At 53.4% G+C, this 24,748-nt stretch carries 23 protein-coding genes; 12 read left to right on the forward strand and 11 right to left on the reverse strand.

What is annotated here, in order from left to right; all coding sequences use genetic code 11:
• Window positions 1-5: 5 nt before the first annotated feature.
• The gene (gene lplT, locus OGY35_RS10245) at window positions 6-1,202 is read right to left on the reverse strand and encodes a lysophospholipid transporter LplT (RefSeq protein ID WP_152402354.1); all 1,197 of its coding nucleotides are present in this window, start codon (window positions 1,200-1,202) and stop codon (window positions 6-8) included.
• Window positions 1,195-3,354, reverse strand: coding sequence for a bifunctional acyl-ACP--phospholipid O-acyltransferase/long-chain-fatty-acid--ACP ligase (gene aas / locus OGY35_RS10250; RefSeq protein ID WP_286632210.1), 2,160 nt, complete (start codon window positions 3,352-3,354; stop codon window positions 1,195-1,197). The genes lplT and aas overlap by 8 nt, the downstream gene beginning before the upstream one ends.
• A 590-nt stretch (window positions 3,355-3,944) precedes the next feature.
• Between aas and galR the strand changes: the two genes are divergently transcribed.
• Window positions 3,945-4,973, forward strand: a complete 1,029-nt coding sequence (galR, locus tag OGY35_RS10255) for an HTH-type transcriptional regulator GalR (RefSeq protein WP_152402352.1) — start codon at window positions 3,945-3,947, stop codon at window positions 4,971-4,973.
• 13 nt (window positions 4,974-4,986) lie between these two features.
• Complete coding sequence (locus tag OGY35_RS10260; protein WP_152406265.1) at window positions 4,987-6,000, forward strand: LacI family DNA-binding transcriptional regulator; 1,014 nt, start codon at window positions 4,987-4,989, stop codon at window positions 5,998-6,000.
• Window positions 6,001-6,105: 105 nt separating this feature from the next.
• On the opposite strand, the gene lysA is transcribed toward OGY35_RS10260, so the two are convergent.
• The gene (lysA, locus tag OGY35_RS10265; RefSeq protein WP_152402351.1) at window positions 6,106-7,368 is read right to left on the reverse strand and encodes a diaminopimelate decarboxylase; all 1,263 of its coding nucleotides are present in this window, start codon (window positions 7,366-7,368) and stop codon (window positions 6,106-6,108) included.
• A gap of 117 nt (window positions 7,369-7,485) precedes the next feature.
• Here lysA and OGY35_RS10270 point away from each other — a divergent pair, with 117 nt between their 5' ends.
• The gene (locus OGY35_RS10270; protein WP_286632211.1) at window positions 7,486-8,421 is read left to right on the forward strand and encodes a LysR family transcriptional regulator; all 936 of its coding nucleotides are present in this window, start codon (window positions 7,486-7,488) and stop codon (window positions 8,419-8,421) included.
• On the opposite strand, the gene OGY35_RS10275 is transcribed toward OGY35_RS10270, so the two are convergent.
• The gene (locus OGY35_RS10275; RefSeq protein ID WP_152402349.1) at window positions 8,408-9,100 is read right to left on the reverse strand and encodes an aspartate/glutamate racemase; all 693 of its coding nucleotides are present in this window, start codon (window positions 9,098-9,100) and stop codon (window positions 8,408-8,410) included. The two genes, OGY35_RS10270 and OGY35_RS10275, sit on opposite strands and share 14 nt — an antisense overlap.
• A gap of 141 nt (window positions 9,101-9,241) precedes the next feature.
• Here OGY35_RS10275 and OGY35_RS10280 point away from each other — a divergent pair, with 141 nt between their 5' ends.
• Complete coding sequence (locus OGY35_RS10280; RefSeq protein WP_286632212.1) at window positions 9,242-9,568, forward strand: cupin domain-containing protein; 327 nt, start codon at window positions 9,242-9,244, stop codon at window positions 9,566-9,568.
• 57 nt (window positions 9,569-9,625) lie between these two features.
• Here OGY35_RS10280 and kduD read toward each other — a convergent pair whose 3' ends face one another.
• The 4 genes from kduD to OGY35_RS10300 all read right to left on the reverse strand — a co-directional run bounded on the left by kduD (window position 9,626) and on the right by OGY35_RS10300 (window position 13,857).
• The gene (kduD, locus tag OGY35_RS10285; protein WP_286632213.1) at window positions 9,626-10,387 is read right to left on the reverse strand and encodes a 2-dehydro-3-deoxy-D-gluconate 5-dehydrogenase KduD; all 762 of its coding nucleotides are present in this window, start codon (window positions 10,385-10,387) and stop codon (window positions 9,626-9,628) included.
• A gap of 55 nt (window positions 10,388-10,442) precedes the next feature.
• Entirely contained in the window at window positions 10,443-11,279 is an 837-nt protein-coding gene (kduI, locus tag OGY35_RS10290) for a 5-dehydro-4-deoxy-D-glucuronate isomerase (RefSeq protein WP_286632214.1), read from the reverse strand.
• Between the two features lie 412 nt (window positions 11,280-11,691).
• Window positions 11,692-12,870 (reverse strand): acetyl-CoA C-acetyltransferase, encoded by a 1,179-nt coding sequence (locus OGY35_RS10295; RefSeq protein WP_125369812.1) that lies wholly within the window; start codon window positions 12,868-12,870, stop codon window positions 11,692-11,694.
• A 99-nt stretch (window positions 12,871-12,969) separates the two neighbouring features.
• Window positions 12,970-13,857 (reverse strand): LysR family transcriptional regulator, encoded by an 888-nt coding sequence (locus tag OGY35_RS10300; protein ID WP_152402347.1) that lies wholly within the window; start codon window positions 13,855-13,857, stop codon window positions 12,970-12,972.
• A 101-nt stretch (window positions 13,858-13,958) separates the two neighbouring features.
• Here OGY35_RS10300 and OGY35_RS10305 point away from each other — a divergent pair, with 101 nt between their 5' ends.
• Together OGY35_RS10305 and OGY35_RS10310 are read left to right on the forward strand one after the other, a co-directional pair.
• A complete protein-coding gene (locus OGY35_RS10305) occupies window positions 13,959-14,414 on the forward strand; it encodes a multidrug/biocide efflux PACE transporter (protein WP_152402346.1) in 456 nt (151 codons plus the stop codon).
• Window positions 14,415-14,556: 142 nt separating this feature from the next.
• Window positions 14,557-15,786, forward strand: a complete 1,230-nt coding sequence (locus tag OGY35_RS10310) for an amino acid permease (protein ID WP_286632216.1) — start codon at window positions 14,557-14,559, stop codon at window positions 15,784-15,786.
• A 29-nt stretch (window positions 15,787-15,815) separates the two neighbouring features.
• On the opposite strand, the gene OGY35_RS10315 is transcribed toward OGY35_RS10310, so the two are convergent.
• The gene (locus tag OGY35_RS10315; protein ID WP_286632217.1) at window positions 15,816-16,286 is read right to left on the reverse strand and encodes a YqeJ family protein; all 471 of its coding nucleotides are present in this window, start codon (window positions 16,284-16,286) and stop codon (window positions 15,816-15,818) included.
• On the reverse strand, window positions 16,273-17,076 hold the full coding sequence (locus tag OGY35_RS10320) for a winged helix-turn-helix domain-containing protein (protein WP_286632218.1): 804 nt from the start codon (window positions 17,074-17,076) through the stop codon (window positions 16,273-16,275). The genes OGY35_RS10315 and OGY35_RS10320 overlap by 14 nt, the downstream gene beginning before the upstream one ends.
• A gap of 593 nt (window positions 17,077-17,669) precedes the next feature.
• Here OGY35_RS10320 and OGY35_RS10325 point away from each other — a divergent pair.
• Window positions 17,670-18,371, forward strand: coding sequence for a helix-turn-helix transcriptional regulator (locus tag OGY35_RS10325; protein WP_152406264.1), 702 nt, complete (start codon window positions 17,670-17,672; stop codon window positions 18,369-18,371).
• Window positions 18,372-18,391: 20 nt separating this feature from the next.
• A complete protein-coding gene (locus OGY35_RS10330) occupies window positions 18,392-18,703 on the forward strand; it encodes a hypothetical protein (RefSeq protein WP_178824512.1) in 312 nt (103 codons plus the stop codon).
• Window positions 18,704-18,730: 27 nt separating this feature from the next.
• Here the strand turns inward: OGY35_RS10330 and rcnR are convergent, their stop codons facing one another.
• On the reverse strand, window positions 18,731-19,003 hold the full coding sequence (rcnR, locus tag OGY35_RS10335) for a Ni(II)/Co(II)-binding transcriptional repressor RcnR (RefSeq protein ID WP_042999451.1): 273 nt from the start codon (window positions 19,001-19,003) through the stop codon (window positions 18,731-18,733).
• Between the two features lie 119 nt (window positions 19,004-19,122).
• Between rcnR and OGY35_RS10340 the strand changes: the two genes are divergently transcribed.
• The 4 genes from OGY35_RS10340 (at window position 19,123) to OGY35_RS10355 (ending at window position 24,746) form a co-directional block, all read left to right on the forward strand.
• Entirely contained in the window at window positions 19,123-20,034 is a 912-nt protein-coding gene (locus OGY35_RS10340) for a nickel/cobalt efflux protein RcnA (protein ID WP_286632219.1), read from the forward strand.
• A gap of 834 nt (window positions 20,035-20,868) precedes the next feature.
• Entirely contained in the window at window positions 20,869-21,402 is a 534-nt protein-coding gene (locus OGY35_RS10345; RefSeq protein WP_152402337.1) for a fimbrial protein, read from the forward strand.
• A gap of 52 nt (window positions 21,403-21,454) precedes the next feature.
• Entirely contained in the window at window positions 21,455-22,213 is a 759-nt protein-coding gene (locus OGY35_RS10350) for a fimbria/pilus periplasmic chaperone (protein ID WP_286632220.1), read from the forward strand.
• Window positions 22,194-24,746: a fimbrial outer membrane usher protein gene (locus OGY35_RS10355; RefSeq protein ID WP_286632221.1), complete on the forward strand. Its 2,553-nt coding sequence runs from the start codon at window positions 22,194-22,196 to the stop codon at window positions 24,744-24,746. Before OGY35_RS10350 ends, OGY35_RS10355 begins: the two co-directional genes overlap by 20 nt.
• Window positions 24,747-24,748 lie beyond the last annotated feature (2 nt).

A 24,748-nucleotide genomic window follows, 5' to 3' on the forward strand; every position in this document is an offset into this window, starting at 1 on the left:
GTTGATTACGCCTGACGGCGCTGCCAGATCCACAGCGCCGCAATGGCCAGCGCGAACAGACCGCCAAAACCGATACCCACGGCAATGACCGGGATCCCTACCCATACCGCCAGCGAGTAGAGCCCCAGCATCAACAGCATCGCACTGTTCTCACCGAGGTTCTGTACCGCAATCGCATTACCCGCGCCGACACTCTTCTTACCGCGCTCCTGCAACAGCGCATTCAGTGGAACCACAAAGAAGCCGCCCAGCACACCAATCAGCATCAGCAGCGCATAGGCAGGCAGCAGCGCGTGTTGCAGAGAAAAAATCAGCACGACGACGCCAATCAGGATCCCCGCAGGCATGCAACGCACCACCGTATCCAGCGTCACCAGTCTGGCAGCGGCACCCGCCCCGACCACAATACCGACCGCGACCATCGCGTTAAGATAGGTTGGCGTGGCGTTATCGGTAATGCCTAACGCCACCGGCACCCACAGCACCAGCAGGAAACGCAGCGTCACTCCCGCGCCCCAGAACAGACTGGTGCCCACCAGCGAGAAACGTGTTTCGCCGTTGCGCCACAGTGAAACACAGGCGCAGAAGAAACTGCGGGTCATTTTTGCCAGATGCCAGGACTGCCCAGGACGCGCGGCGGCCAGTTTGGGAATAGAGAGGTTTGCCACCACGGCACCGGCGTAGGCCAGCGCACAGGCAACCAGTGCGGCAATGACATGCCAGTCGGCCAGCACCCCACCGGCCACCGAGCCAAGCAGGATCGCCGCAATGGTGGATGCTTCCATCAGACCGTTGGCTTTCACCAGCTTATCGCCGGTGGTCAGTTCACCCAGAATGCCGTATTTGGCCGGTGAGTAAGCCGCCGCGCCAACACCCACCAGCGTATAGCCGAGAAACGGATTGAAGCCAAAGCAGATGCTTGCCGCCCCCAGCAGTTTAAGGCCATTGGCGAACATCATCACCCGACCTTTGGCAAAGCTGTCAGCGACCTGCCCCACAAATGGCGCAAACAGGATGTAAGCGCCCACAAACACCATTTGCAGAATCGGCTGACTCCAGTCCGGATAGAACTGTTCCTTCAGCAGCGCCAGCGTGGCAAACAGCAGGGCGTTATCGCCAAACGCCGAGAGAAACTGCGCCGCGATAACCGACATCATCCCTTTCGACCAGACAGAGGTATTGGTATGTACTGACTCAGGCATTTTGTTTTTCCGGATTATCAACCCAGCTTTTCAGCGTCACGAAATCCGGCTTACCGCTGCCGAGTAACGGGAGTTGTTTCAGGTAACGGATATCGCGCGGCACCGCCAGTTCAGGGATGCCGTGCGCGCGGGCGTACTGCTGTAAAACGTCACGCGTCAGTTCGCTGTCGGTGGTAAAGAGCACCAGCGCTTCGCCTTTGCTGACATCACTCTTGATAGCCGTTGCATGCATTTTCTCCGGCGACACGCCGAGCGCCAGCTGCTCCACCATCTCCAGCGAGACCATCTCGCCGGCAATTTTCGCAAAGCGTTTGGCGCGTCCCTGAATCTGCACGAATCCCTGCTCATCAAAGCGTACAATGTCTCCGGTGTCATACCAGCCGCGCTCCAGTTCTCCCGCGGCGTTTTCCGCCGCTGGCACTTCCAGCACGCCCGGTTTTTCCACGCGCAGGTAACCGTTCATGATGTTTGGCCCTTTCAGTTGCAAACGTCCTCCCTCTTCAATGCCGGGGATCGCCAGCAGGCGCGCGTCCATGCCGGGCAGGATCCGTCCTACGGTTCCAGGCTTCGCTGCCATCGGGACGTTAATCGAGACCACAGGCGCACATTCCGTCACGCCGTAACCTTCGAGAATGCGCAGACCAAACTTGTCCTGCCAGAGCTGTTTTGTACTCTCCTGGAGTTTCTCCGCTCCCGCCACCACATAGCGCAGGCGATAGAAATCATACGGATTGGCAAAGCGCGCATAGTTCCCAAGAAACGTGGAGGTGCCGAACAGCACCGTGCAGTTCCGGTCGTAAACCAGTTCCGGCACAATGCGATAATGCAGCGGACTGGGATAGAGGAACACTTCAGCGCCGGTGAGCAACGGCGTAAACAGCCCCACCGTCAGGCCGAAGGAGTGAAACAGCGGCAGCGCCGACATAAAGCGGTCATTGGCGGTGAAGTCAGCAATGGTTTTGATCTGCTCGACGTTAGCCAGCAGGCTCTTGTGGCTATGCACCACGCCCTTTGGATGGCCTTCAGAGCCAGAGGTAAAAAGGATCACCGCCGCCTCTTCCGGCTGCTGTTTGACCTGCGCCCGATGCGGCATCAGCAGGTGCGCAAAGATCCACAGCTTGTCTGCCGTGGTCACATCAGCTTTGAGATCTTCCAGATAGACCCAGCGAACCTGCGTCAGTTGCTCCGGCAAGTGCCAGAGTTTGCCTTTATCCAGGAACTGACGGGAGGTAAAAATGGTTTTGATTTCCGCGGCGGTGATGGCGCTGGTCAGCCCTTTGACGCCCGCCGTGTAGTTCATCATTGCCGGGATACGACGGCGAGACACCGCGCCGAAAATCACCGCCGCGCTGATGGCGGCATTCGGCAGCATCAGGCCAATTTTTTCGCCCTCTGCGCTGTATTTTTCCAGAATACGCCCGACAAACAGCGTCTTAGTGAGCAACTGTCGGTAGCTGTCCGGCTTGAAGTTGATGTCTTCGATACAGTGCTTACCCGCGCCATAGCGGTACTTCGCTGCCAGGAGCGATTCATACAGCGTTTCGCGCGGGCGCACCGCCATTCGCGCTTCCATCATTTTTTGATGCAGCATTTCGCCAGCAATTTTACGACGATCGCGCGCGCGCGGCGCGTCTGGCATAGGCAGACGGGTTGGCGGCAAAACATGCAGATGGATCTGCGGGAAGAAGCGACGTTTCACCAGCCCTTTCAGGCGGCTAAAATGGGTGAGCTCTGCCCCTTCAATCCGTACCGGCACCAGCGTCGCGCCGGATTTCGCGGCGACAAATCCGGCACCGTCGTAGATTTTCATTAGCGAGCCGCTCACCGATATGCGTCCTTCCGGGAAAATCACCACCGGACGACCCTGCTCGATCAGGCGAACCAGATGTTTAATCGCCATCGGCTTCGTCGGGTCGAGCGGCACAAAATCAATCAGCGAGGTTAACCAGCGCATGTACCACTGCTGGCTAATTGAGGTGTAGACCGCGAACACCGGGCGTACCGGCAGAAACAACGCCAGCAGAATACCGTCGATAAAAGAAACGTGGTTAGGGGTGATTACGACGCGCTCTCCCTGTAACGCCTGCATATCCCCCGTCACGCGTACCCGGTAGAGCACACGGCACAGGTTACGGAAAAAGCCAAATAACATTTCAACTCCCTTTGCGCACGATTCGGTAAAATAATGGTGGCAGATTACACGAACAAGGCAACAGGAGCGACAGTAAAGTCGGGGCGAAAAAAAACCTGCGCATCCGCGCAGGTTGGTGCAAGAGACAGAGTACGAAGAGCGTACCGAATAATCTCACCAATCAATACCTCTGGGATCTTGATTGTGGTCGGTACGTGACCGCTTCGCCAGCGAGAAAACGCAAAGGAATGAAGGGAAATGCAACCAGTTGTGTAAATTATCGCTTACTGTTACAGATTGCGGAAATCGCAAAAAAAAACCTGCGCAACTGGCGCAGGTTGGTGTAATTCGTGTGCTCAACCCGAAAGTTGACTTCACCTATCAATACCTCTGGGATCTCAACTTTATCAAGCCGCCAGGAAACGTCGCCAGCGAACAATCGCAACAGCCCTTCGCAAAGTGTAACTAATGGTTTGCATCTTTCGATTTTTGTCTTAATTCCGAGGGTGTTGCTCACATTTGCCGCGTCGTAACAGGCAATCTGCTTGAACCAGCAGACGTTTTCCGTAACACTGACAGAATGTAAGCGTTTACCCACAATAGGTACTGTCATGGCGACCATAAAGGATGTAGCCCGACTGGCTGGTGTATCAGTCGCCACCGTTTCCCGCGTCATCAACCATTCCCCCAAAGCCAGCGAGGCGTCACGCCTGGCGGTAACCAGTGCGATGGAGTCGCTCAGCTACCATCCCAACGCCAACGCGCGCGCCCTGGCGCAGCAGTCCACCGAGACCATAGGTCTGGTGGTTGGCGATGTTTCCGACCCTTTTTTCGGCGCGATGGTGAAAGCCGTGGAGCAGGTCTCCTATAACACTGGGAATTTTTTACTGATTGGCAACGGCTACCATAATGAACAAAAAGAGCGCCAGGCGATCGAGCAACTCATTCGTCACCGCTGCGCAGCGCTCGTCGTTCACGCCAAGATGATCCCGGATGCCGATCTGGCGTCATTAATGAAGCAAATGCCCGGCATGGTGCTGATCAACCGGATCCTGCCCGGTTTCGAACAACGCTGTGTGGCGCTGGATGACCGCTACGGCGCCTGGCTGGCGACCCGTCATCTGATCCAACAGGGCCACACCCGCATTGGCTATCTCTGCTCGAATCATTCTATTTCGGATGCGGAAGATCGCCTCAAAGGCTATTACGATGCCCTTGAAGAGAGCCATCTCCCGGTTAACGATCGCCTTGTGACGTTTGGCGAGCCGGATGAGAGCGGCGGGGAGCAGGCGATGACCGAACTGCTGGGTCGGGGCAGAAACTTCACTGCAGTAGCCTGTTATAACGACTCCATGGCCGCAGGCGCAATGGGCGTGCTGAATGATAACGGCGTGGACGTCCCGGCGGAAATTTCGCTTATCGGCTTTGATGATGTGCTGGTTTCGCGTTACGTTCGCCCGCGGCTGACCACCGTGCGTTATCCCATCGTGACGATGGCGACGCAGGCCGCAGAACTGGCGCTCGCGCTGGCGGAAAAACGTCCGTTGCCGGATGTCACCCATGTCTTCAGCCCTACGCTGGTCCGTCGCCATTCCGTGACGACGCCAGTGGAGTCGGGCAATGCGTCATCAAACGAGTAATCAGGAACGCGTCATGATAACAATGCTGGATGTTTCCCGTCGTGCCGGTGTCTCGAAAGCCACCGTTTCTCGCGTGCTGAACGGCACCGGTCAGGTTAAAGAGAGTACACGTCAGAAAGTGTTTAAGGCGATGCAGGCGCTGGACTATCGCCCAAACTTTCTGGCCCGATCGCTGGCGAACCGGACCAGCAACAGCATTGGACTGGTCGTATCGACCTTTGATGGCTTCTACTTTGGCCGCCTGCTACAGCAGGCCTCGCGGCAGACTGAATCTCATGGCAAGCAGTTGATTGTCACCGATGGTCACGATACGCCAGAGCGCGAACAGGAAGCGGTGCAGATGCTGGCCGACCGGCAGTGTGACGCCATCATTCTCTACACCCGTTATATGAGCGAAAAGGCGATCCTGGCGCTGGCGGATTCGATTACGATGCCGTTGATTATCATCAACCGCGACGTCAGCCTCGCCCGTGAACGCGCCATCTTTTTTGAACAGGAAGATGCGGCATTTCAGGCGGTGGATTACCTGATTTCTCAGGGACACCGCGAGATTGCCTGTATTACCGTGCCGGGACACACGCCGACCGGGAAGTCGCGTCTGATGGGCTACCGTAAGGCGCTGGAGAAAAATGGCATCGCCTGGGATCCGGCGAAGGTGAAGTATGGCGATTCCAGCATGACGCGCGGCTATGACGCCTGTAACGAACTGCTGCGGGAAGGGGTAACGTTCAGCGCCCTGTTCGCCTGTAACGACGATATGGCGCTGGGCGCATCGAAAGCCCTGCACCAGGCCGGGCTTAACATTCCGCAGGATGTGTCGCTGTTTGGGTTTGACGATGCGCCGAGTGCGAAATGGCTTGAGCCAGGACTGTCGACGGTTTATCTCCCCATCGACACGATGATCACCACCGCCATTGACCAGGCAATTCGCATGGTCAATGGTGAAGAGGTTGAACCGATCCCGCCCTTTACCGGCACGCTGGTCCTGCGCGACTCGGTGACCACCGGGCCGTATTTTAACATATAAATCGTAATGTTATCTGCGCGACGCAATGCCTGATGGCGCTTCGCTTATCAGGCCTACAAACGACGGTAACTCCGCAGGCCGGATAAGCCGCTGCCCGACAAGAAATTAAAACACTTCCAGCGCTAACAGTTCTTCAATGGTCTGGCGACGGCGAATCAGTCGCGCCTGACCGTTGTCAAATAACACTTCCGGCAACAGCGGACGGCTGTTGTAGTTCGACGACATCGACGCACCGTATGCGCCGGTATCATGCAGCACCAGATAATCTCCCGGTGCCACCACCGGCAGCGCACGCGTCTCCACCTTGCCTCCCTCCTGCTGGGTAAAGACGTCGCCCGATTCACACAGTGGTCCTGCGACGACCGTATCGACCCGTGGTGCCTTCTCCAGCGAGCGGCCATCCGCCGCCAGCGCGGTAATATGGTGATAACTGCCGTACATCGCCGGGCGCATCAGATCGTTAAAACCCGCATCCACCAGCACGAAATGACGACTGCCCATCTGCTTCACGCTGCGTACCTGGGTAACCAGTACGCCTGACTGAGCGACGAGAAAACGTCCAGGCTCAATTTCCAGCTTCACGTGATGCCCCAGATGACGGGCGATCTGCTCGCGCGCGGCGTTCCACAAGCCAAAGTAATGCCGGGTGTCCACCGCCTCTTCGTCATCGTGATAAGGAATCGACAGGCCGCCACCGGCGGAAATGGCCTCCAGATCCTGACCAAAATCAACCACCTGACTCACCATCGCGCCACACACCTGCTCCAGATGTTCATAGTCAACGCCTGAACCAATGTGCATGTGAATACCGACCAGTTTCAACTGATGGCGCTGCATCACCGCCAGCGCCTGCGGCAAATCGGTATGCCAGATGCCGTGTTTACTGTTTTCGCCACCGGTATTGGTTTTCTGGCTGTGACCATGACCAAAACCTGGATTAACGCGCAGCCAGACGCGATGGCCCGGCGAAACCTGTCCAAGCTGATCGAGCATATCGACAGAGCCGGCATTGACCGGAATGCGCAATTCGCTGACGCGGGCCAGCGTGGCGCTATCAATCACATCGGCGGTAAACACGATGTCATCCGGGTGCGCTTGCGGATCGTATCCCGCCGCCAGCGCACGCTCGATTTCGCCTAATGACACAGAGTCCACTTTGACGCCCTGCTCACGCATTAAACGCAGAATATGAATATTGGAGCAGGCTTTCTGCGCGAAGCGCACCACATCAAACTGCTGCAACGCCGCAATCTGGCGACGAACGATCTGTGCGTCGTAAACCCAGACCGGACAGCCAAATTCAGCCGGCAACCTGAGCAGGTTTTCCGCAGTGAGATCGGTATCGGTGCAATACAGTGAATGAGGCATAACGGACTCCGGACATGACGTTTTTTATCATTACGCCACAGTGCGAAGAGAATAAAAAATATCGTTTTATATCGACTCTATGCAAAAATGATATGGATTGAATCAAACGAGGTGACTATGGCTGCCGTTAACTTACGTCATATTGAAATTTTTCATGCGGTCATGACCGCCGGAAACCTGACTGAAGCCGCGCGACTGCTGCATACGTCACAGCCCACCGTCAGTCGCGAACTGGCACGATTTGAAAAAGTGCTGGGATTAACGCTGTTTGAACGCACGCGCGGTCGCCTGCATCCGACGGTCCAGGGGTTACGTCTGTTTGAAGAGGTTCAGCGATCCTGGTACGGGCTGGATCGAATTGTCAACGCGGCGGAAAGCCTGCGGGAGTTTCGCCAGGGAGAGTTGTCGATTGTCTGTCTGCCGGTCTTTTCGCAGTCGCTGCTGCCTGCGTTGATTCAGCCGTTTCTCGTCCGCTACCCGGACGTCAGCCTGAACATCGTGCCTCAGGAGTCACCGCTGCTGGAAGAGTGGCTTTCCGCTCAGCGTCACGATCTGGGGTTAACAGAGACGCTGCATACGCCTGCCGGAACGCAACGTACGGAACTCTTCTCGCTCGATGAAGTCTGCGTGCTGCCGCCGGGACATCCGTTGGCGGAAAAACCGGTATTAACGCCGCAGGATTTTCAGGGGGAGAACTACATCAGCCTGTCGCGCACGGACAGTTACCGGAAGCTGCTGGACGCGTTGTTTAATGAGCACGACGTTAAACGGCGAATGGTCGTGGAGACCCACAGCGCGGCGTCAGTGTGCGCAATGGTGCGCGCCGGCGTTGGTCTTTCAGTCGTAAACCCGTTCACCGCGCTGGATTATGCGGCGAGCGGCGTGGTCGTGCGCCGTTTCAGTATTTCCGTGCCGTTTACCGTCAGCCTGGTTCGTCCGGTCCACCGCCCCGCTTCCGCACTGGTCGAGGCCTTCAGCGATCATCTGCAAACCCGCCATCACCTTCTGGTGACGGCGCTGGAGCAGATCCTCGGACCGGTTACGACAGCATAAACGTCACGGCGTCTGCGGCATGGATCGCGGCGGTGTCGAACACGGGAATTGGACTGCGCTCTACCGGTACCAACAGGCCAATCTCGGTGCAGCCAAAAATGACGCCCTCTGCACCCTGCGCCGCGAGGTCTTCAATCACCTCGACATAGTACTGGCGCGAGGTCTCGGTAAAGTGTCCCAGGCAAAGCTCATCAAAGATAATCTGGTTGATCTTCGCCCGAGCCTGCGCATCTGGCACCAGGCTCTCAATAGCAAACTGCTGTTCCAGACGACCGCGATAAAAATCCTGCTCCATGGTGTAACGCGTACCCAGCAGTGCAACCCGGCGCATTCCCTGCGAGGAGATGACGCGACCGGTTGCATCGGCAATATGTAGAAAAGGCAGCGAGCAGCGCGATTCAATGGCTTCCGCCACTTTGTGCATCGTGTTGGTACATAAGACGATCCCTTCCGCCCCCGCCTGCTGCAGCCCGATCGCGGCTTGCGCAAGTATCTCTCCGGCTTTGTCCCACTCACCGCGACTCTGACACGCTTCGATCTCATGGAAGTCAACGCTGTGCAGCAGCAGGCTCGCAGAATGAAGCCCACCCAGTTGCTGTTTGATCCCTTCATTAATTAACCGGTAGTACGGGATCGTCGATTCCCAACTCATGCCGCCTAACAAGCCGATCGTCTTCATTACCTGCTCCTTCATCAGTGATTTACAGCAGTGAAGCAAACTTGTGATCAAGTTTCCAGTTCATTCGATCTGCCGTTTTCTTTATCGCGTGCCTGAGTTAGCTTGAATGAAACATTGTTTCAAACACTAACAGGATCCCGCATGTTTGTTTTCCATAACGAGACGACGCTTGAAGATCTGGGCAATGGCGTCACCCGCCGCATCCTCGCGCATAATGGCAACATGATGGCCGTTGAGGTGAATTTCGAACAAGGGGCGATCGGCCCGCTGCATCATCATCCTCATGAACAACTGACCTATGTCTTATCCGGTGAATTTGAATTTACCATCGGTGACGAGAAGCAGGTGGTACGCGCAGGGGATACGTTATATAAGCAACCGGATATTGTGCACGGCTGTGTCTGCCTGAAACCGGGAACCCTGCTGGATACTTTTACACCGGTTCGCGAGGATTTTCTCAACACCTGATTTCATCAATAAAAAACCCTGCGCGATGGCAGGGTTTTTTCGATAAACGGGGGCGAATTAACGTGCCAGCCAGCCACCGTCAACAGCCACGGTGTAGCCGTTGATGTAATCAGATGCGCTGGATGCCAGGAACACCACCGGTCCCATCAGATCGCTCGGCAGACCCCAACGGCCAGCCGGGATGCGGTCGAGGATTTCAGCGCTACGCTGTTCATCGGCACGCAGCTGCTGGGTATTGTTGGTTGCCATGTAACCCGGTGCGATCGCGTTGACGTTGATACTGTGCTTCGCCCATTCGTTCGCCATCAGACGGGTTACCCCCATTACGCCGCTTTTGGACGCCGTGTAAGACGGGACGCGGATACCGCCCTGGAAGGAGAGCATGGAAGCGATATTGATGATTTTGCCGCCGTTACCCTGCGCGATGAAATGTTTTGCCGCCGCCTGAGACATAAAGAACACGCTCTTGATGTTCAGGTTCATCACGTCATCCCAGTCTTTTTCGCTGAAATTGATCGCATCTTCACGACGGATCAGACCAGCGTTGTTAACCAGAATATCGATATGACCAAACTCAGCAACCGCACGCTCCAGCAGCGCCGGGATCCCGTCGATCTGACGCAGGTCAGCGGTCAGGCTCAAAAAGCGACGGCCCAGTGCGGTCACTCGCTCGATGGTTTCGGTCGGTTCAACGATGTTAATCCCGACGATATCGCAGCCGGCTTCCGCCAGACCGAGCGCCATGCCCTGGCCCAGACCCGTGTCACAACCGGTCACGACAGCGACTTTACCTTCGAGAGAGAATGCATTCAAAATCATTGTAAATCCTTAGTTTTTCATACCTGTCACGGACAGGCGTTATGAGCGCCCGCGACTAGCGCAGATCTTTCACCGCAACGTGGTCCATGTCATCAAAGACCTGGTTTTCACCGACCATGCCCCAAATGAAGGTATAGGCTTTGGTCCCCACCCCGGAGTGGATCGACCAGCTTGGCGAAATGACCGCCTGTTCATTGTGCATAACGATATGACGCGTTTCCTGAGGCTGCCCCATCATATGGAAGACACAGGTGTCTTCTTCCATATTGAAATAGAAGTACACTTCCATGCGGCGTTCATGGGTGTGGCACGGCATAGTGTTCCACAGGTTGCCCGGTGCCAGTTCGGTAAGGCCCATGCTCAGCTGGCAGGTCTCCAGCACATCCGGCACGAAATATTTATTGATGGTGCGACGGTTACTGGTGAGATTGTCGCCTAACGTCACGGGCGCAACATCGGCAGGCGTCACTTTTTTGGTTGGGTAGGTGGTATGAGCCGGCGCGCAGTTGTAGTAGAACTTGGCTGGCGTCGCGCTATCCACGCTGGCGAAGACCACTTCTTTTGCCCCTTTGCCGACATACAGCGCGTCGCGGTGGCCGATTTCATAGCACTGACCGTCGACGATGATGGTGCCTGCGCCGCCGATGTTGATCACACCCAGTTCGCGACGTTCCAGGAAATAGGTCACACCGAGTTGTTTACCGACTTCGCCGCCGACGGAGACCGTTTTTGCCACCGGCATAATGCCGCCGACGATGATGCGGTCAATGTGGCTGTAAACCATTGTGTATTCGTCAGCCACGAACACTTTCTCAACCAAAAACTCCTTGCGTAGCCCCTGGGTATCCAGTGTTTTGGCGTGCGCGCTGTGAATACTTTGTCTTACGTCCACATTTACCTCCAGTGATGTACTGAGCGGGAATTCCTCGACGGAGAGCGAAACGCTGTTCCGTTTTACGTTATGCGCCCATGATAGTCCTCCAGGAACCCGTTTTCAATTACAAATAAAACATCGTTTCACTTTTTCTGCATCTTATTGTCAAAAGTGTAATTCCGATCACGATCGATTCATTCCATGATTAAGCGCAGGGGTAAAATCGTATAGTAAAACAAAGAAATAGGATTTAACCCCGAGTCTGCGACACCCCCACTCCCAGGCAAACCGCTGTAAGTTCATTCGCTTAGTTCATCTGTCTGATGCTAATAATGAAGGGAATACAAAACAAAACGCAGTAATGCCGTCACGATTTCTCGCACGGCATAACGGCTATGAATGGAATGTAGAGGGAGAGAAAAAAGGGGAGTTAATCGCGTTCGATGGCTAATGCTACGCCTTGCCCACCGCCAATGCACAGCGTCGCCAGACCTTTGCGGGCATTGCGTTTGACCATTTCGTGAACCAGAGAAACCAGAATACGACAGCCGGAAGCGCCAATCGGATGTCCAAGGGCAATCGCGCCGCCGTTGACGTTCACCCGGCGCTCGTCCCACTCCAGCATTTTGCCCACGGAAAGCGCCTGGGCGGCAAACGCCTCATTCGCTTCAATGAGATCCACATCGGCCAGCTGCCAGCCGACCCGCTCCAGACAGCGGCGAGTGGCATACACGGGGGCAATGCCCATCAGAGCAGGATCTACGCCGACGCTGGCAAAAGCGCGGATGCGGGCCAGCACGGGCAAATCCAGCTCCTGCGCTTTGGACTCGCTCATCATCATCACCGCCGCTGCGCCATCATTAATCGAAGAAGCATTGCCGGCGGTCACCGATCCTGACAGTTCGAAGGCCGGATCCAGCCGCGCCAGACCTTCTGCGCTGGCATCGGTTCGCGGCTGCTCGTCAGTATCCACCATCACGGTTTGCCCATTACGCTGGGTGGCAACCGGAACAATTTCCGCTTTAAAGCGACCGGCATCGATGGCCGCTCGCGCCTTTTGCTGCGAACTGAGGGCATACGCATCCTGCAGTTCCCGGCTGATGCCGTATTCACGCGCCAGATTCTCGGCGGTCACGCCCATGTGGTAATCATTGAAGGCATCCCACAGGCCATCGTGCACCAGACTGTCAACCAGTTGGCTGTTGCCCAACTGCGCGCCGGTTCGGCTGTCGGTGAGGACATGCGGCGCACGGCTCATGTTCTCTTGCCCACCCGCAATCACAATGTCCGCTTCGCCACACTGGATCGCCTGCGTGGCAAGATGCAGCGCTTTAAGCCCTGAGCCACAAACGTCGTTGATGGTGATAGCAGAAACGGTATTCGGTAATCCCCCTTTGATTGCTGACTGACGCGCCGGGTTTTGTCCCGCCCCCGCCGTCAGCACCTGCCCGAGGATCACTTCATCAACGGCATGCGCCTTCACGCCGCTGGCTTCAATCAACGCTTTGACCACCATACTGCCCAATTCCACGGCAGAATGACGTGCCAGCGTCCCCTGAAAACAACCAATTGGCGTACGCAACGCCCCGACTATCACCACCTCTTTCATTACGACCTCAGCGCAAAATAACACCGCAATAGTAGAGGATTGTTAAAAATAGTTATCTTGATTGTTTAAGAAAAGTGAGTTTTATCACAAAGGAAATCGTTATAACGCCCCGCGACCAGGGACACTGCCTTGCTGTAAATGGTATCTCAGCCAGTTCCCTGCCGCGCCGGGCGGTGATTTTTTGTTCCAGAGCAGATCGATAGCAATCGCTTTGGGCCATCCCGGAACATCGAGTTGCATCAGTGGTTTTTCCGCCGCAAATTCCTCCACCAACGCACAGGGGAGCGCACACCAGCCAAAACCCTGTACTGCCATACTCAACAACAGCAAATAGTTCGGCGCGGACCACACCGGACCACGGGCAAGCGGAGCGCCACGATCGATGTAGGTGTTAAGGCGCAACTCACGCCAGACGTGCAGCTGATCCCATTGCAGTTTCTTCTCTTTCGCCAGGGGATGGGAAGCGGCAACGTAGAGCCCCATCCACGTTTGCATCGGCAAGCGCGTCGCACCGATATCGGTGGGATAGTGGTCCCTGGCTTCAATCAAACCGACCTGCGCCCGCTCTTTTTGCAGCAGATCGATGACGTCGACATCTTCACCAATCAGGCACTCAAACTCGGTATGCGGAAACTGGCGATCAAACTGCACCATCAGTTCCTCCAGTACATCGGGGTGCAGGGTGTCGGAGAGCACAAACGTCAGCCGCGCTTCGGTTTCTCCGGCCAGCGAAAGCGCTACCTCATCAAGACGCTCGCTGGCCGAGAGAATCGCCTGAACGTAGACGAGCACTTTCTTTCCTTCTTCCGTCAGCACCGGCTGACGCGAGGAACGGTCAAAAAGTTGAACGCCAAGATCGGCTTCAAGATGGGCAATCGCCGTGCTAATGGTGGACTGACTTTTACGCAGTCTGCGTGCTGCAGCCGAGAAAGACCCACAGGAAACGGTCTCGACAAATGCGGTTAAAGCTTCAGGTGAGTAACGCATAAACTATCTACTTTATCGATGGATACTATCTTTTAGATATCATATAAAGCGATAAAATACCCTCTATTCCGTTATCCGGGCGTTTTTAATAAAGGTAAGTTATGCAACACAATGCGGTTCAACGTCGTTCGTTACTGGAGCGTGTCTTCCACGCCGTATGTTTTGAAGGGATTGCCACGGCGATCCTGGCACCGACCACGGCCTGGTTAATGCAGCGATCGGTGCTGGAAATGGGCGGACTGACGATCCTGCTGGCGACCACAGCGATGATCTGGAACATCATCTACAACGCGCTGTTTGACCGTTTCTGGCCTTCACATCTGGTGAAGCGAACGGCGAAAGTGCGTGCATTTCACGCGCTGGGGTTTGAAAGCGGCTTTATCGTCATTGGCGTGAGTATCGTGGCATACGTGCTAAACGTTAGCCTGATACAGGCCTTTACGCTGGAGATTGGCTTCTTCCTGTTCTTCCTGCCCTACACCATGTTCTACAACTGGGCTTACGACACGTTACGCGTACGCGTTATGAAGCGTCGCGAACAGCGCGTGACTGCCTGATAATTCACACATTTGCCGGAATCACCTGGGTTCCGGCAAGGCCCGTTGCCACCCCTTCTCCCGTTCAGTCCTCACGCCCGCCCGCTCATTTATGGTAAATTGCGCTTCTTTTTGTTTATTTTATAGTTGATACGTTCAAGAAATGTCGAAAATTTGGTCAAAAGAAGAGACGCTCTGGAGCTTTGCGTTATATGGGACGGCCGTTGGCGCAGGAACCCTGTTTCTCCCCATCCAGCTTGGCTCCGCGGGCGCGATGGTATTGTTTGTCACCGCCCTGGTCGCCTGGCCTCTCACATACTGGCCGCACAGAGCCTTATGTCAGTTCATTCTCTCGTCTAAAACCTCCGCAGGAGAAGGGATCACCGGCGCGGTGACACATTATTATGGTAAGAAGATCGGCAGCCTCATCACCACGCTGTACTTTGTTGCCTTTTTTGTTGTGGTTCTGATTTATGCCGTCGCCATAACCAACTCCCTGACAGAGCAGTTAGCCCGGTATCTTGAGATTAGCCTGGGCATCCGCATGGGCGTCAGCCTCGGTGTGGTGTTAATCCTGAACCTGATTTTCCTGATGGGCCGCCATGCGACCATTCGGGTGATGGGATTTTTGGTGTTCCCGCTGATCGCTTACTTCTTATTTCTCTCGCTGTATCTGACCGGCAGTTGGCAACCCTCGTTGCTCACGGGACAAATGGCGTTCGATCAGCACACCCTGCGTCAGGTCTGGATATCGATTCCGGTGATGGTTTTTGCTTTTAGCCATACGCCTATTATCTCCACGTTTGCCATCGACAGACGTGAGAAATATGGCGAGCTGGCCATGGGTAAATGCAAAAAAATCATGAAGGTAGCCTATCTGATTATCTGCTTAAGCGTGCTGTTCTTCGTCTTTAGCTGCCTGTTATCGATTCCGCCGTCGTATATCGAAGCCGCCAAAAATGAGGGCGTCACTATCCTTTCGGCCTTATCCATGATGCCTGCCGCCCCGGCGTGGCTCTCTGTTTCGGGTATCATTGTCGCCGTGGTGGCAATGTCGAAATCCTTTCTCGGCACCTACTTTGGCGTTATCGAAGGGGCAACCGAGGTGGTCAAAACCGGTCTGCAACAAGTTGGTGTGAAGAAAAGCCGGGCCTTTAACCGCGCCCTGTCCATCATGCTGGTATCAGCTATCACCTTTATTGTCTGCTGCATCAACCCGAATGCCATCTCGATGATTTACGCCATCAGCGGACCGCTCATCGCCATGATTTTGTTCATTATGCCGACCCTGTCGACATACCTGATCCCGGCGTTAAAACCGTACCGTTCTCCAGGTAATCTGATCACCCTGATTGTCGGCCTGCTCTGCGTGTCCGTGATGTTTCTCGGCTAATGCTGGAGTAAACGGCTCGTCCGGGCCGTTTACTCAATACTGCGACACAGCAGCGAAGGGGCGCCTACCGTCGTAAAGACCCACCCTTCCCGATAACGTTTAATCAATAGCGAAAAAGAAGCACGCTCGGAGAGATAGAGCGAGGGCAGTGACCGGTATCCTTTTTTCGCCTCTAAATTATCACTCGGAAACCGCACGAGGTTATTGCTGCTAATAACATAGTTGTCCCGCACCTTGTAATAAGTGAAATAGATAATCCGGCTAATTTTATAATTATCAGTTTCCGGCGTATGCAAATCGCCGGTGATTGTGACTATCCCCTGGTTATTCTGCATCTGGTAGGCGACGTCTCCCCGGAACTCCTCATTATTAATTTCCCATACCACGCGCCCCTGGCAATCAATCCCATTTTTGCCTTTATGTGAATACCAATAACCTGCGCTTGCCAATATCACTACTACAACCAGTAAAATGAATACTACTATTTTAATTTTTATCATTAATCGAGTACCACGTCGTACATTTGGTCTGAGGGCTTTCCCTTATATCTAACTGACAGGCGACTGCCGCAATATTTTTCGCGCTGTTCATTCCCGAGAGATACACATATTTATGGCTCTGACAGATATCCGGGTGTCTTGTCAGGAATGTTGCATAGCGAGTATTTAGCGTACTATTGCCTTTCAGTAACAGAGTACAGGATGAAAAGGAGGTGGTATCGACAATAGTATAGGAAGAAAACAGCGATTCCGCCGTCGGATATAACAAACCAAAAGAAAGGCCGACACCGATCAGCAATACCGACAGTAAAACGGCCCCCACCATTAGCGTTTCCCTTGAAGGCCGCATTTTGAGCGGAGTTGCCGTCAGCGCGGGTGATGTTGACTCCTCCCCGGTAACGTCCTCTCCCGCATTATCAACCGATTCCATCTCCGTACGTTGAATTTCTGCGGTCATCATCATACCGCGCCGGGCAACGGTTTTAATCAGATCGCGCGGCAACCCGACTTCAGTTAACGCATTTCTGAGCGTGAGCACCGTCTGATATAACGTATTGACGGAGGTGATAGTGTTTTTATCCCCCCAGCCCACCTCTACGAGCTGAGTTTGTGGAATAACAACCCCACAATTTGTGAGGAGATATAAAAGAATGAAACTCGCAGGGTTTTGAAGAATGACCGTTTTTTGCGTATTTTTATTTGTCAGCGTTCTGTCACCCGGGTGAAAGTCAACCAGGTTATTAATTGTGTATAATGTTGTGTGCGTGTACTTCTCAAACACGGTGTGCATTCTCGCATTTACTTGATGAATGACATGCTACAAAAATCTTATACAGAGATCACCAAATATATAATAGATATGTCAGTGCGGTCATAGCTCAAAAATAAAATTTCTTATAAATCAATACACTTCCAGCTGAAAAAGATCATGTATTCTTAATTAAGACCATTTTAGATGCTTTATCACTCAGCACTCATTATTATTGTTTCACGTTTAAAAAACGGACAAACAGATAAATAGCATTACTTAATAAAAGACAAAAGCATTGTTACAATTGTTTCAGACAATTTAACATAAGTTCAACTTTTTGCCATTAATGCCATTTAGCGATAAAACTTAAACATTTTTGCAATATAGATTTTCCTGGTGGTTGTTACAAAATTCCTGGAGGCGTTTTTTCATGCTTCGCCCGTTGGAGAATGACCCCGATAGAAACCTGAATTGATACAGAGGCAACGCCCTAACAAAAGTCACGATTAAGAATAATAGCAATAAATAAATTTTCGGATTTTCTCTCTATCAAAGTTGCATTTTGTTGAGTATTGACATGTTTTAAAACGGATGAAATTATGAAATCATCTACGGATAGGGAGGCTCTCAATATGGGGCTGGACGTTAAATTAAAGAATTTGACATGCAGCAGTTGTACCTTGCATTGTAAAATAATGCCCGAAAAATCACCCCGCTTACAGTATTGTGCCAATGCTTGCTTTTGCATGTGGCCAGAAGAAAGCATTTATTTTAATAAGGGGGTCATTGAAGGGATTTTAAATAATAATCACAACGCCAGACTTAGTGGCTATATTTTTGTAGATTTCTCTATCAGCTTTTTACGCCTGTTTTTGGATATAGAGTGGATAGAATATCTCGCAAGCACGCGCATGGGCATTATTTTGATAAGCGATCGCAACATGCAGTCGCTCGCCAACTACTGGCGTAAAAAACATCCTGCGATTTCCGCCATCATTTACCACGATGACGGACTGGATGTCGCCAATGAGAAGATCCGCCAGGTGTTTATCGGACGGCATTTGTCGTTCACCAAAGGGAATACGTTGACGCAGATGGAGTTCACCATTCTGGGCCATATGGTTGCAGGCAGCAATCCGCACCAGATCGCTCAACTGTTGGACATGGATATCCGCAGCATCTACGCCTACAAGCAAAGAATTGAAAAAAGAATGGGTGGACGAATCAATTCGTTGTTTATTCACTCGCATCCGGTTTCTGGCGATAAGTCATCTTATCCGCTGTTGCTTAAAGAGACGGATGGTACAGCAGTGCATTTGCAAAGACGCAGATGAGTCCGACAACAGGGAACGAAATGGACAAGGTATATAAAGTGGGATACTACGAAGAAGAAACGCGCGCGCTGAGTGCGATATTGTTATCGCTCTTTACGGCACGTAATGAACTCGCCTTTGGAGAGTTGGAGCGCTCTCTGCAAAAACTCGCCTTTCCACCTGCCGTGCGCAAGTTATGCGAAGAGGCGTTGCAAAGTCATAGTGAAGACGAAACCGATCGAACGAATGCCCGGGCGGTCTGCTGCCTGTTGCATGCGCTGGAATCCATTAGTGGCTATAAGCACGTTGAGCGCTATATTTCCCAGCGGAATCAGGCTGTAGTGTATTGCTAAGACACAGAGTCGGGACAACGTTCCCGGCTATTTTATATAGGAATCCAGAACCTTAAGAACCACGTCCAGATCCTCTTCTCGCTTCTCTTCATCACTCTGATGAACGATATGCTCGGTCAGATGCCCTTTGATCACTTCCCGCATTAATCCATTTACCGCCCCGCGTATCGCGGCGATCTGCTGCAACACAGCGGCACACTCATGGGGTTCGTCGAGCATTTTCTTCAGCGCAACGACCTGTCCCTGAATTTTGCTGGTTCGGGCTTTTAGTTTCTGTTTATCCCGGATGGTATGTGACATCGCAACACCTCATTAACATAAATCATTGTGGATTATAGCATTACGCTGCTACTGGGGGGTAGTATTTGGTACTGGGGGGGAGTAGAATCTGGCAAAACAGGCAACTAAGAATCATTATCATGGGCGAATTTTCAACACTTCTTCAGCAAGGTAACGCGTGGTTTTTTATTCCCAGCGCGATTCTTCTCGGCGTGCTGCATGGACTGGAGCCCGGCCACTCGAAGACGATGATGGCGGCATTTATCATCGCCATTAAAGGGACCATCAAACAGGCGGTGATGCTGGGACTGGCGGCAACGCTCTCCCATACCGCCGTGGTCTGGCTGATTGCTCTCGGCGGCATGTATATCAGTCGGGCGTTTACCGCAGAGTCCGTGGAGCCCTGGCTGCAACTGATTTCAGCATTTATTATTCTGGGCACTGCGACCTGGATGTTCTGGCGGACGTGGCAGGGGGAGCGAAACTGGCTCACCGATATGCAGCATGACGACCACGCTCATGCCCCTCATCACGACCATGACCACGATCATCATCACGATCATCATGCTCACGATCATCATGACCACCACGATCACGCGCATCACGATCGCGAGCATCAGCACGACCACAACGTTCTGGCGGAACTGTCGGAAGGGTCGAAAGCCTGGCAGGACGCCCACGAGCGTGCGCATGCCAGTGATATTCAGCGCCGTTTTCACGGCAAAGAGGTGACCAATGGGCAAATCTTGCTGTTCGGTCTGACAGGTGGGCTGATCCCCTGCCCCGCAGCGATTACCGTGCTGCTGATTTGTATCCAGTTGAAAGCCTTTACTCTCGGTGCAACGATGGTGCTCTGCTTTAGTCTGGGACTGGCTATAACGCTGGTGGTGGTCGGCGTGGGTGCGGCAGTTAGCGTCCACCAGGTCGCCAAACGCTGGAGTGGATTCAACGCACTGGCAAGAAAAGCGCCCTATTTTTCCAGCCTGCTAATCGGTCTGGTCGGCCTTTATATGGGCATTCATGGCTACATGGGGATTGTTCACGCTTCCTGAAAATACGTTTCTGACGCACAGCGCCTGTCGCTGTGCTCACTCATCTTTCCAAAAAAACCTCATTTTTCTCGTTGTGAAGATAAGGGTTTGTCAGCGCAAAAGAATCAACGCGTACCGCATGGCACAAATTGCTGGTGAAAAAATTGTCAAAAGTCATCTCTTTCAGGGTCTGACACCGCGTTTTTTGCCATGAACCTGGCAAAAATGACGCGACATCAATTGCAGAGGAAAAAAATTTTTCTTGTTTTTTGATGTTGAGCAGTCCGCGATTACTGGAACCCTCGACATTAAGCTTCCAGAAGCAACTCTATAATCAAATAAAATTCTCATCCCTGAATGTCATCAGCAAAATAATTAGCACGGTGCACTATTCATTTTTCTTTATGTATAGCGTGTGAATTTTCCTGGTCCGGGAACCTGTCAGGCGGGAATACGCTTTTCACCCGGCGAAACACTTCAACATTAATCATCTAATAATCTAAAATTCCTAATAAAGCTACCGCCGATCTATTTCCAGATTTTAATAGACTCAACCTATCACCAGTAATCTATCTGTTCGTTTTAAACGATTTTCCTCTTTATGGATATTCTCGGTAATATCCACGCAGACAAATTAACTGATTAACCAGGGTGAATTTATTCTCGCTACGAAAATATAATCATTGCCGTTACGATATTCCTGATACAGGAAGCATTCACCTTTTAAGAAAATCACCAATTATTTTATTTTGTCCCCATTCCCGCACAGAGCCATCGCGATAAATGTCCCTGCGCATGGAAGAACCCTGTCCCGCAGGGTAAATCAACACGACTGAAAAAAATGGAGTTTATATTATGACCTTAAATCGTGCCTTCCTTTCGGCGCTGATGGCCTCTGCGCTCTTTTCCACGAATGCACTAGCCTCTGACAACACCATTACGTTTATGGGTGAAGTGAGTGACGAGACCTGTTCAATATCGGTAAATGGCTCTGATGCCTCTCCGGTGGTATTGCTGCCGACCGTGACGGCCACCGAACTGAATGCCAATCAGGTGGCTGGCGCGACGACATTTGATGTTGGTGTGAGCAACTGTACCGGCTCACCTTCTGGCGTGCAGATCTCAACGGTCTTCGTTGGCAACAACATCAGTTCAGCCACCGGGAACCTCGGCAGCACGGGCTCTGCGACAGATGTGGAGATCCAAATCCTCGATACCAGCGGCGATGAAATTGACTTCCGCAGCGCCTTTACCGGTACCGGCGACCTCTCTCTCGCCGCTAACAAGGACTCCGCGAGCGCGACCTATAAAGCTCAGTATTACAGCGGTGGTGCCGCCACCACCGGTACGGTGCTGGCCTCACTGCAATACGCCGTTTCTTATCAGTAAAAGTAGTCCTGGCGGGAATGAACTCCCGCCATCCACCTTCAGGGAAAATACAATGCGAACTTCTCATCGTTATCGTCCGTTTATTTCAGGTTGCCTGTTTCTCTTTTTTAGCGCCTGCTGTAGCCACGTGAATGCCAGTATTACGATGACAGGAACGCGTATTATTTATAATGGTGCAGCGAAATCTACCGATGTGCATCTGAAAAATAAAGATGCCATTCCCTATGTTGTCCAGAGCTGGTTCGATAACGGCAATATGGCCGATGGTCCGGATAAATCTGCACAGGTTCCGTTTATTGCCACACCTCCGGCATTTCGTATTCAGTCTGGAGAAGGGCAAATCATTCGTATTGTTTACACCCGGGGGAAAGAATTACCTCAGGACAGGGAATCGCTGGTCTATTTTAATTTCATGCAGATCCCGCCCGCCAATGCCGGACAATCCGCGACCCACACAGAAAAACAAAACAGTCTGCTGATTATGTTGCGCAATCGGGTCAAACTTTTTTATCGCCCGGCAGGTCTCGTCGGCGATCCGCAAAAAATGCTGGAAAATCTGCAGGTCAAACGTATTAGCGGAAATAAAGAACTGGCGATAAGCATAAAAAATAACCAGCCTTATTTTGTCACGGTCGCAGTCCTGCAACCCGGTCGCTCATCGGAAATTCTGCACCCCAAAAACGACATGATTTCGCCCTTTGCCAGCGAAACGTTTCACTTTCCGCGTACCTCTGGCGCTGACGCACAGCGCGTACGCGTTACCTTGATCAACGATCAGGGAGCACGCATCAGTGCCGACTATCCGCTATAACGTCGTCGCGCCCCTGATAGGCCTGGCGTTAACCCCGGCGACGGCGTGCGCGGAATATTACTTTGACCCGGCGCTTTTGCAGGGTTCCGATGTGGGTAAGACACTGGATCTGGATCGCTTTAATCAGCGAGATGACGCGCTTTCAACGGGCAACTATGTGCTCGACGTCTATCTCAATAACCAGTTGATTCGTCACCAGGAGTCAATCACGCTGGTAAAACCGGAAGGCGACAATGCGCGGGTTCAGCCCTGTCTGTCACCTGAACTGATTGCCGCCAGTGCTATTCGTACAACGCAAAATTCTACGCCCGACGCGTGTCTGCCAATTGACAGTCTGGGACAGAAAATCAACTGGGAAGTGGATTTAAGCGCGTTACGCCTGAACATGGTGATTCCTCAGGCGGGGCTGTTACATTCGCCAAGAGGCTTCATTCCGGTATCCGAATGGGATGCCGGTGAAACCGCGCTGTTTCTGCGCCACAACACCAATTTTTACCATACCGAAAACACGGACAGCCATCTGCGCTATGACTATCTGTGGAGCAATATCAACGGTGGGATCAACCTTGGCCTCTGGCAGGTTCGTCATCAGGGTAACCTGCGCTACGCCGATGACAATCAGACGGGAGGTCACTACAAATACAATGCGGTCGCCACCTCGGTACAACGGCCTTTGCCGCAGCTGGACAGCATCATTGCCTTCGGTGATAACTACACCAACAGCAGTCTGTTTGGCAGTCTGTCATTCAACGGCGTCAAGCTCAGCACCGATCAGCGCATGTGGCCGCAGGGAAAACGGGGCTATGCGCCGGAAGTGCGCGGCGTCGCCACCACAACGTCCCATGTCGTTGTGCGCCAGCAGGGAAAAGTCATCTACGAGACCACTGTCGCGCCCGGTGCCTTCGTCATTAACGATCTGTACAACACCCGCGGTCAGGGCGATCTGACGGTCGATGTGATTGACGCCAACGGACAGGTATCGCGCTTTACCGTCCCCTACTCCGCCGTACCAGACTCGATTCGTCCCGGTAACTGGAACTACGAGCTGGCGATGGGCTACGTTCGTCAGTACTACAGCGTGGAAAATAAGTTTATAGAAGGTGTGTTGCAGCGCGGGATGAGCAACGTGCTGACGGCCAACATGGGGTCGCGACTGGCGGATAATTATCAGGCCATTCTCGCGGGCGGCGTGCTGGCGACCTCTGTCGGCGCCTTCGGTCTGAACACGGTATTTTCCAGCGCCCGTGTGGAAAATGACGAGAAGCAACAGGGCTGGCGCGTCGAGGCGAGTTACAGTAAGACCTTCACCACCGGAACCAACCTGGTCCTCGCGGCGTATCGCTATTCCACCAGCGGCTATCGCGATTTGCAGGACGTACTCGGCGTGCGTCGCCAGGAAAAAAGCGGCACCACCTACTACTCCGACACGCTCAATCAGCGGAACAACTTCTCGGCGACCCTCAGCCAGCCGATGGGCAACTGGGGCATGCTGAGCTTTACCGGCAGCACGTCGGATTACTACAACAACGCCTCACGCATCACTCAACTACAGCTCGGCTACAGCAATAGCTGGCGGGATATCAGCTTCAATGTCAGCGCCGCACGCCAGCGTAGCACTTACTCCAGCCGCTACTTCAGCAGCGTCAACGATCGCGATTTCGATAATGAGAACCAGCGCAAATACACCGAAAACACCGTGTCGCTGGGGATTTCGATTCCGTTCGACTTTGGCTCCAGCCGTTCGCAGATCAATCTGGACATGAACCGCAGTCGCGACAGCCGGACGGCAACGGTCGGGATGAGTGGGACAACGGGCGAGAAAAGTACCACCTCGTGGGCGCTCTACAGCGGTATTGAGCACAACAATGACAGCGGCGACAGCTCAACCTGGGGCGGTAATATTGAACGCCGCACCTCCGTCGGTGCCTTCCGCGCCTGGGCCTCCCGGGGTGACAGCTATCAGCAGTACGGGTTGGGCATGTCCGGTACGCTGGTCGCCCATCGCGGCGGAATTACCGCTGGCCCGTATACCAGCGATACCTTCGCACTGGTAGAGGCCCCAGGCGCACGCGGTGCGACGATACGTAATGGTCAGGGTGCGACGGTAGACCGTTTCGGCTACGCGATCCTCCCGTCCCTAACGCCCTATCGCTATAACACCATCAGTCTCGACAGCCAGAATATGGCCGATGACGTCGAACTTCAGGGCGGCAGCAAGCGCCTTGTCCCCTATGCAGGGGCGATTTCCCGCGTGACGTTCAAGACCACTCACGGCAAAGCGACGCTGATCAATACCACCCTGCCCGACGGCAGCCTGCCGCCGATGGGCGCGGACGTCACGGACGGCAACGGCGACGACGTGGGCATCATGGGTCAGGGCGGCCAAATCTACGCCCGAATCGCCGCGCAGTCCGGCGTGCTGTTTGTTAAGTGGGGCAAAAATGCCGCTCAGCGGTGCCAGGTCTGGTATCAATTGCCGACGACGAGCGACACGCCGTTGTATCAACTCACGCTACCTTGTCGCCAGGAATGATG

The organism is Citrobacter sp. Ct235 (assembly GCF_030332305.1).
Classification (GTDB): Bacteria; Pseudomonadota; Gammaproteobacteria; order Enterobacterales; family Enterobacteriaceae; genus Citrobacter_A; species Citrobacter_A telavivensis.

Bases quoted from the DNA above. Each gene is read 5' to 3' on its own strand.
- OGY35_RS10305 (WP_152402346.1), top strand. From the start codon at position 13,959: ATGCAACACAATGCGGTTCAACGTCGTTCGTTACTGGAGCGTGTCTTC.
- OGY35_RS10275 (WP_152402349.1), bottom strand. From the start codon at position 9,100: ATGAAGACGATCGGCTTGTTAGGCGGCATGAGTTGGGAATCGACGATC.
- aas (WP_286632210.1), bottom strand. From the start codon at position 3,354: ATGTTATTTGGCTTTTTCCGTAACCTGTGCCGTGTGCTCTACCGGGTA.
- OGY35_RS10325 (WP_152406264.1), top strand. From the start codon at position 17,670: ATGGGGCTGGACGTTAAATTAAAGAATTTGACATGCAGCAGTTGTACC.
- OGY35_RS10330 (WP_178824512.1), top strand. From the start codon at position 18,392: ATGGACAAGGTATATAAAGTGGGATACTACGAAGAAGAAACGCGCGCG.
- rcnR (WP_042999451.1), bottom strand. From the start codon at position 19,003: ATGTCACATACCATCCGGGATAAACAGAAACTAAAAGCCCGAACCAGC.
- OGY35_RS10320 (WP_286632218.1), bottom strand. From the start codon at position 17,076: ATGCACACCGTGTTTGAGAAGTACACGCACACAACATTATACACAATT.
- OGY35_RS10260 (WP_152406265.1), top strand. From the start codon at position 4,987: ATGATAACAATGCTGGATGTTTCCCGTCGTGCCGGTGTCTCGAAAGCC.
- OGY35_RS10300 (WP_152402347.1), bottom strand. From the start codon at position 13,857: ATGCGTTACTCACCTGAAGCTTTAACCGCATTTGTCGAGACCGTTTCC.
- OGY35_RS10315 (WP_286632217.1), bottom strand. From the start codon at position 16,286: ATGATAAAAATTAAAATAGTAGTATTCATTTTACTGGTTGTAGTAGTG.
- OGY35_RS10270 (WP_286632211.1), top strand. From the start codon at position 7,486: ATGGCTGCCGTTAACTTACGTCATATTGAAATTTTTCATGCGGTCATG.
- OGY35_RS10295 (WP_125369812.1), bottom strand. From the start codon at position 12,870: ATGAAAGAGGTGGTGATAGTCGGGGCGTTGCGTACGCCAATTGGTTGT.
- OGY35_RS10310 (WP_286632216.1), top strand. From the start codon at position 14,557: ATGTCGAAAATTTGGTCAAAAGAAGAGACGCTCTGGAGCTTTGCGTTA.
- kduD (WP_286632213.1), bottom strand. From the start codon at position 10,387: ATGATTTTGAATGCATTCTCTCTCGAAGGTAAAGTCGCTGTCGTGACC.
- lplT (WP_152402354.1), bottom strand. From the start codon at position 1,202: ATGCCTGAGTCAGTACATACCAATACCTCTGTCTGGTCGAAAGGGATG.
- lysA (WP_152402351.1), bottom strand. From the start codon at position 7,368: ATGCCTCATTCACTGTATTGCACCGATACCGATCTCACTGCGGAAAAC.
- OGY35_RS10280 (WP_286632212.1), top strand. From the start codon at position 9,242: ATGTTTGTTTTCCATAACGAGACGACGCTTGAAGATCTGGGCAATGGC.
- OGY35_RS10345 (WP_152402337.1), top strand. From the start codon at position 20,869: ATGACCTTAAATCGTGCCTTCCTTTCGGCGCTGATGGCCTCTGCGCTC.
- galR (WP_152402352.1), top strand. From the start codon at position 3,945: ATGGCGACCATAAAGGATGTAGCCCGACTGGCTGGTGTATCAGTCGCC.
- OGY35_RS10350 (WP_286632220.1), top strand. From the start codon at position 21,455: ATGCGAACTTCTCATCGTTATCGTCCGTTTATTTCAGGTTGCCTGTTT.
- OGY35_RS10340 (WP_286632219.1), top strand. From the start codon at position 19,123: ATGGGCGAATTTTCAACACTTCTTCAGCAAGGTAACGCGTGGTTTTTT.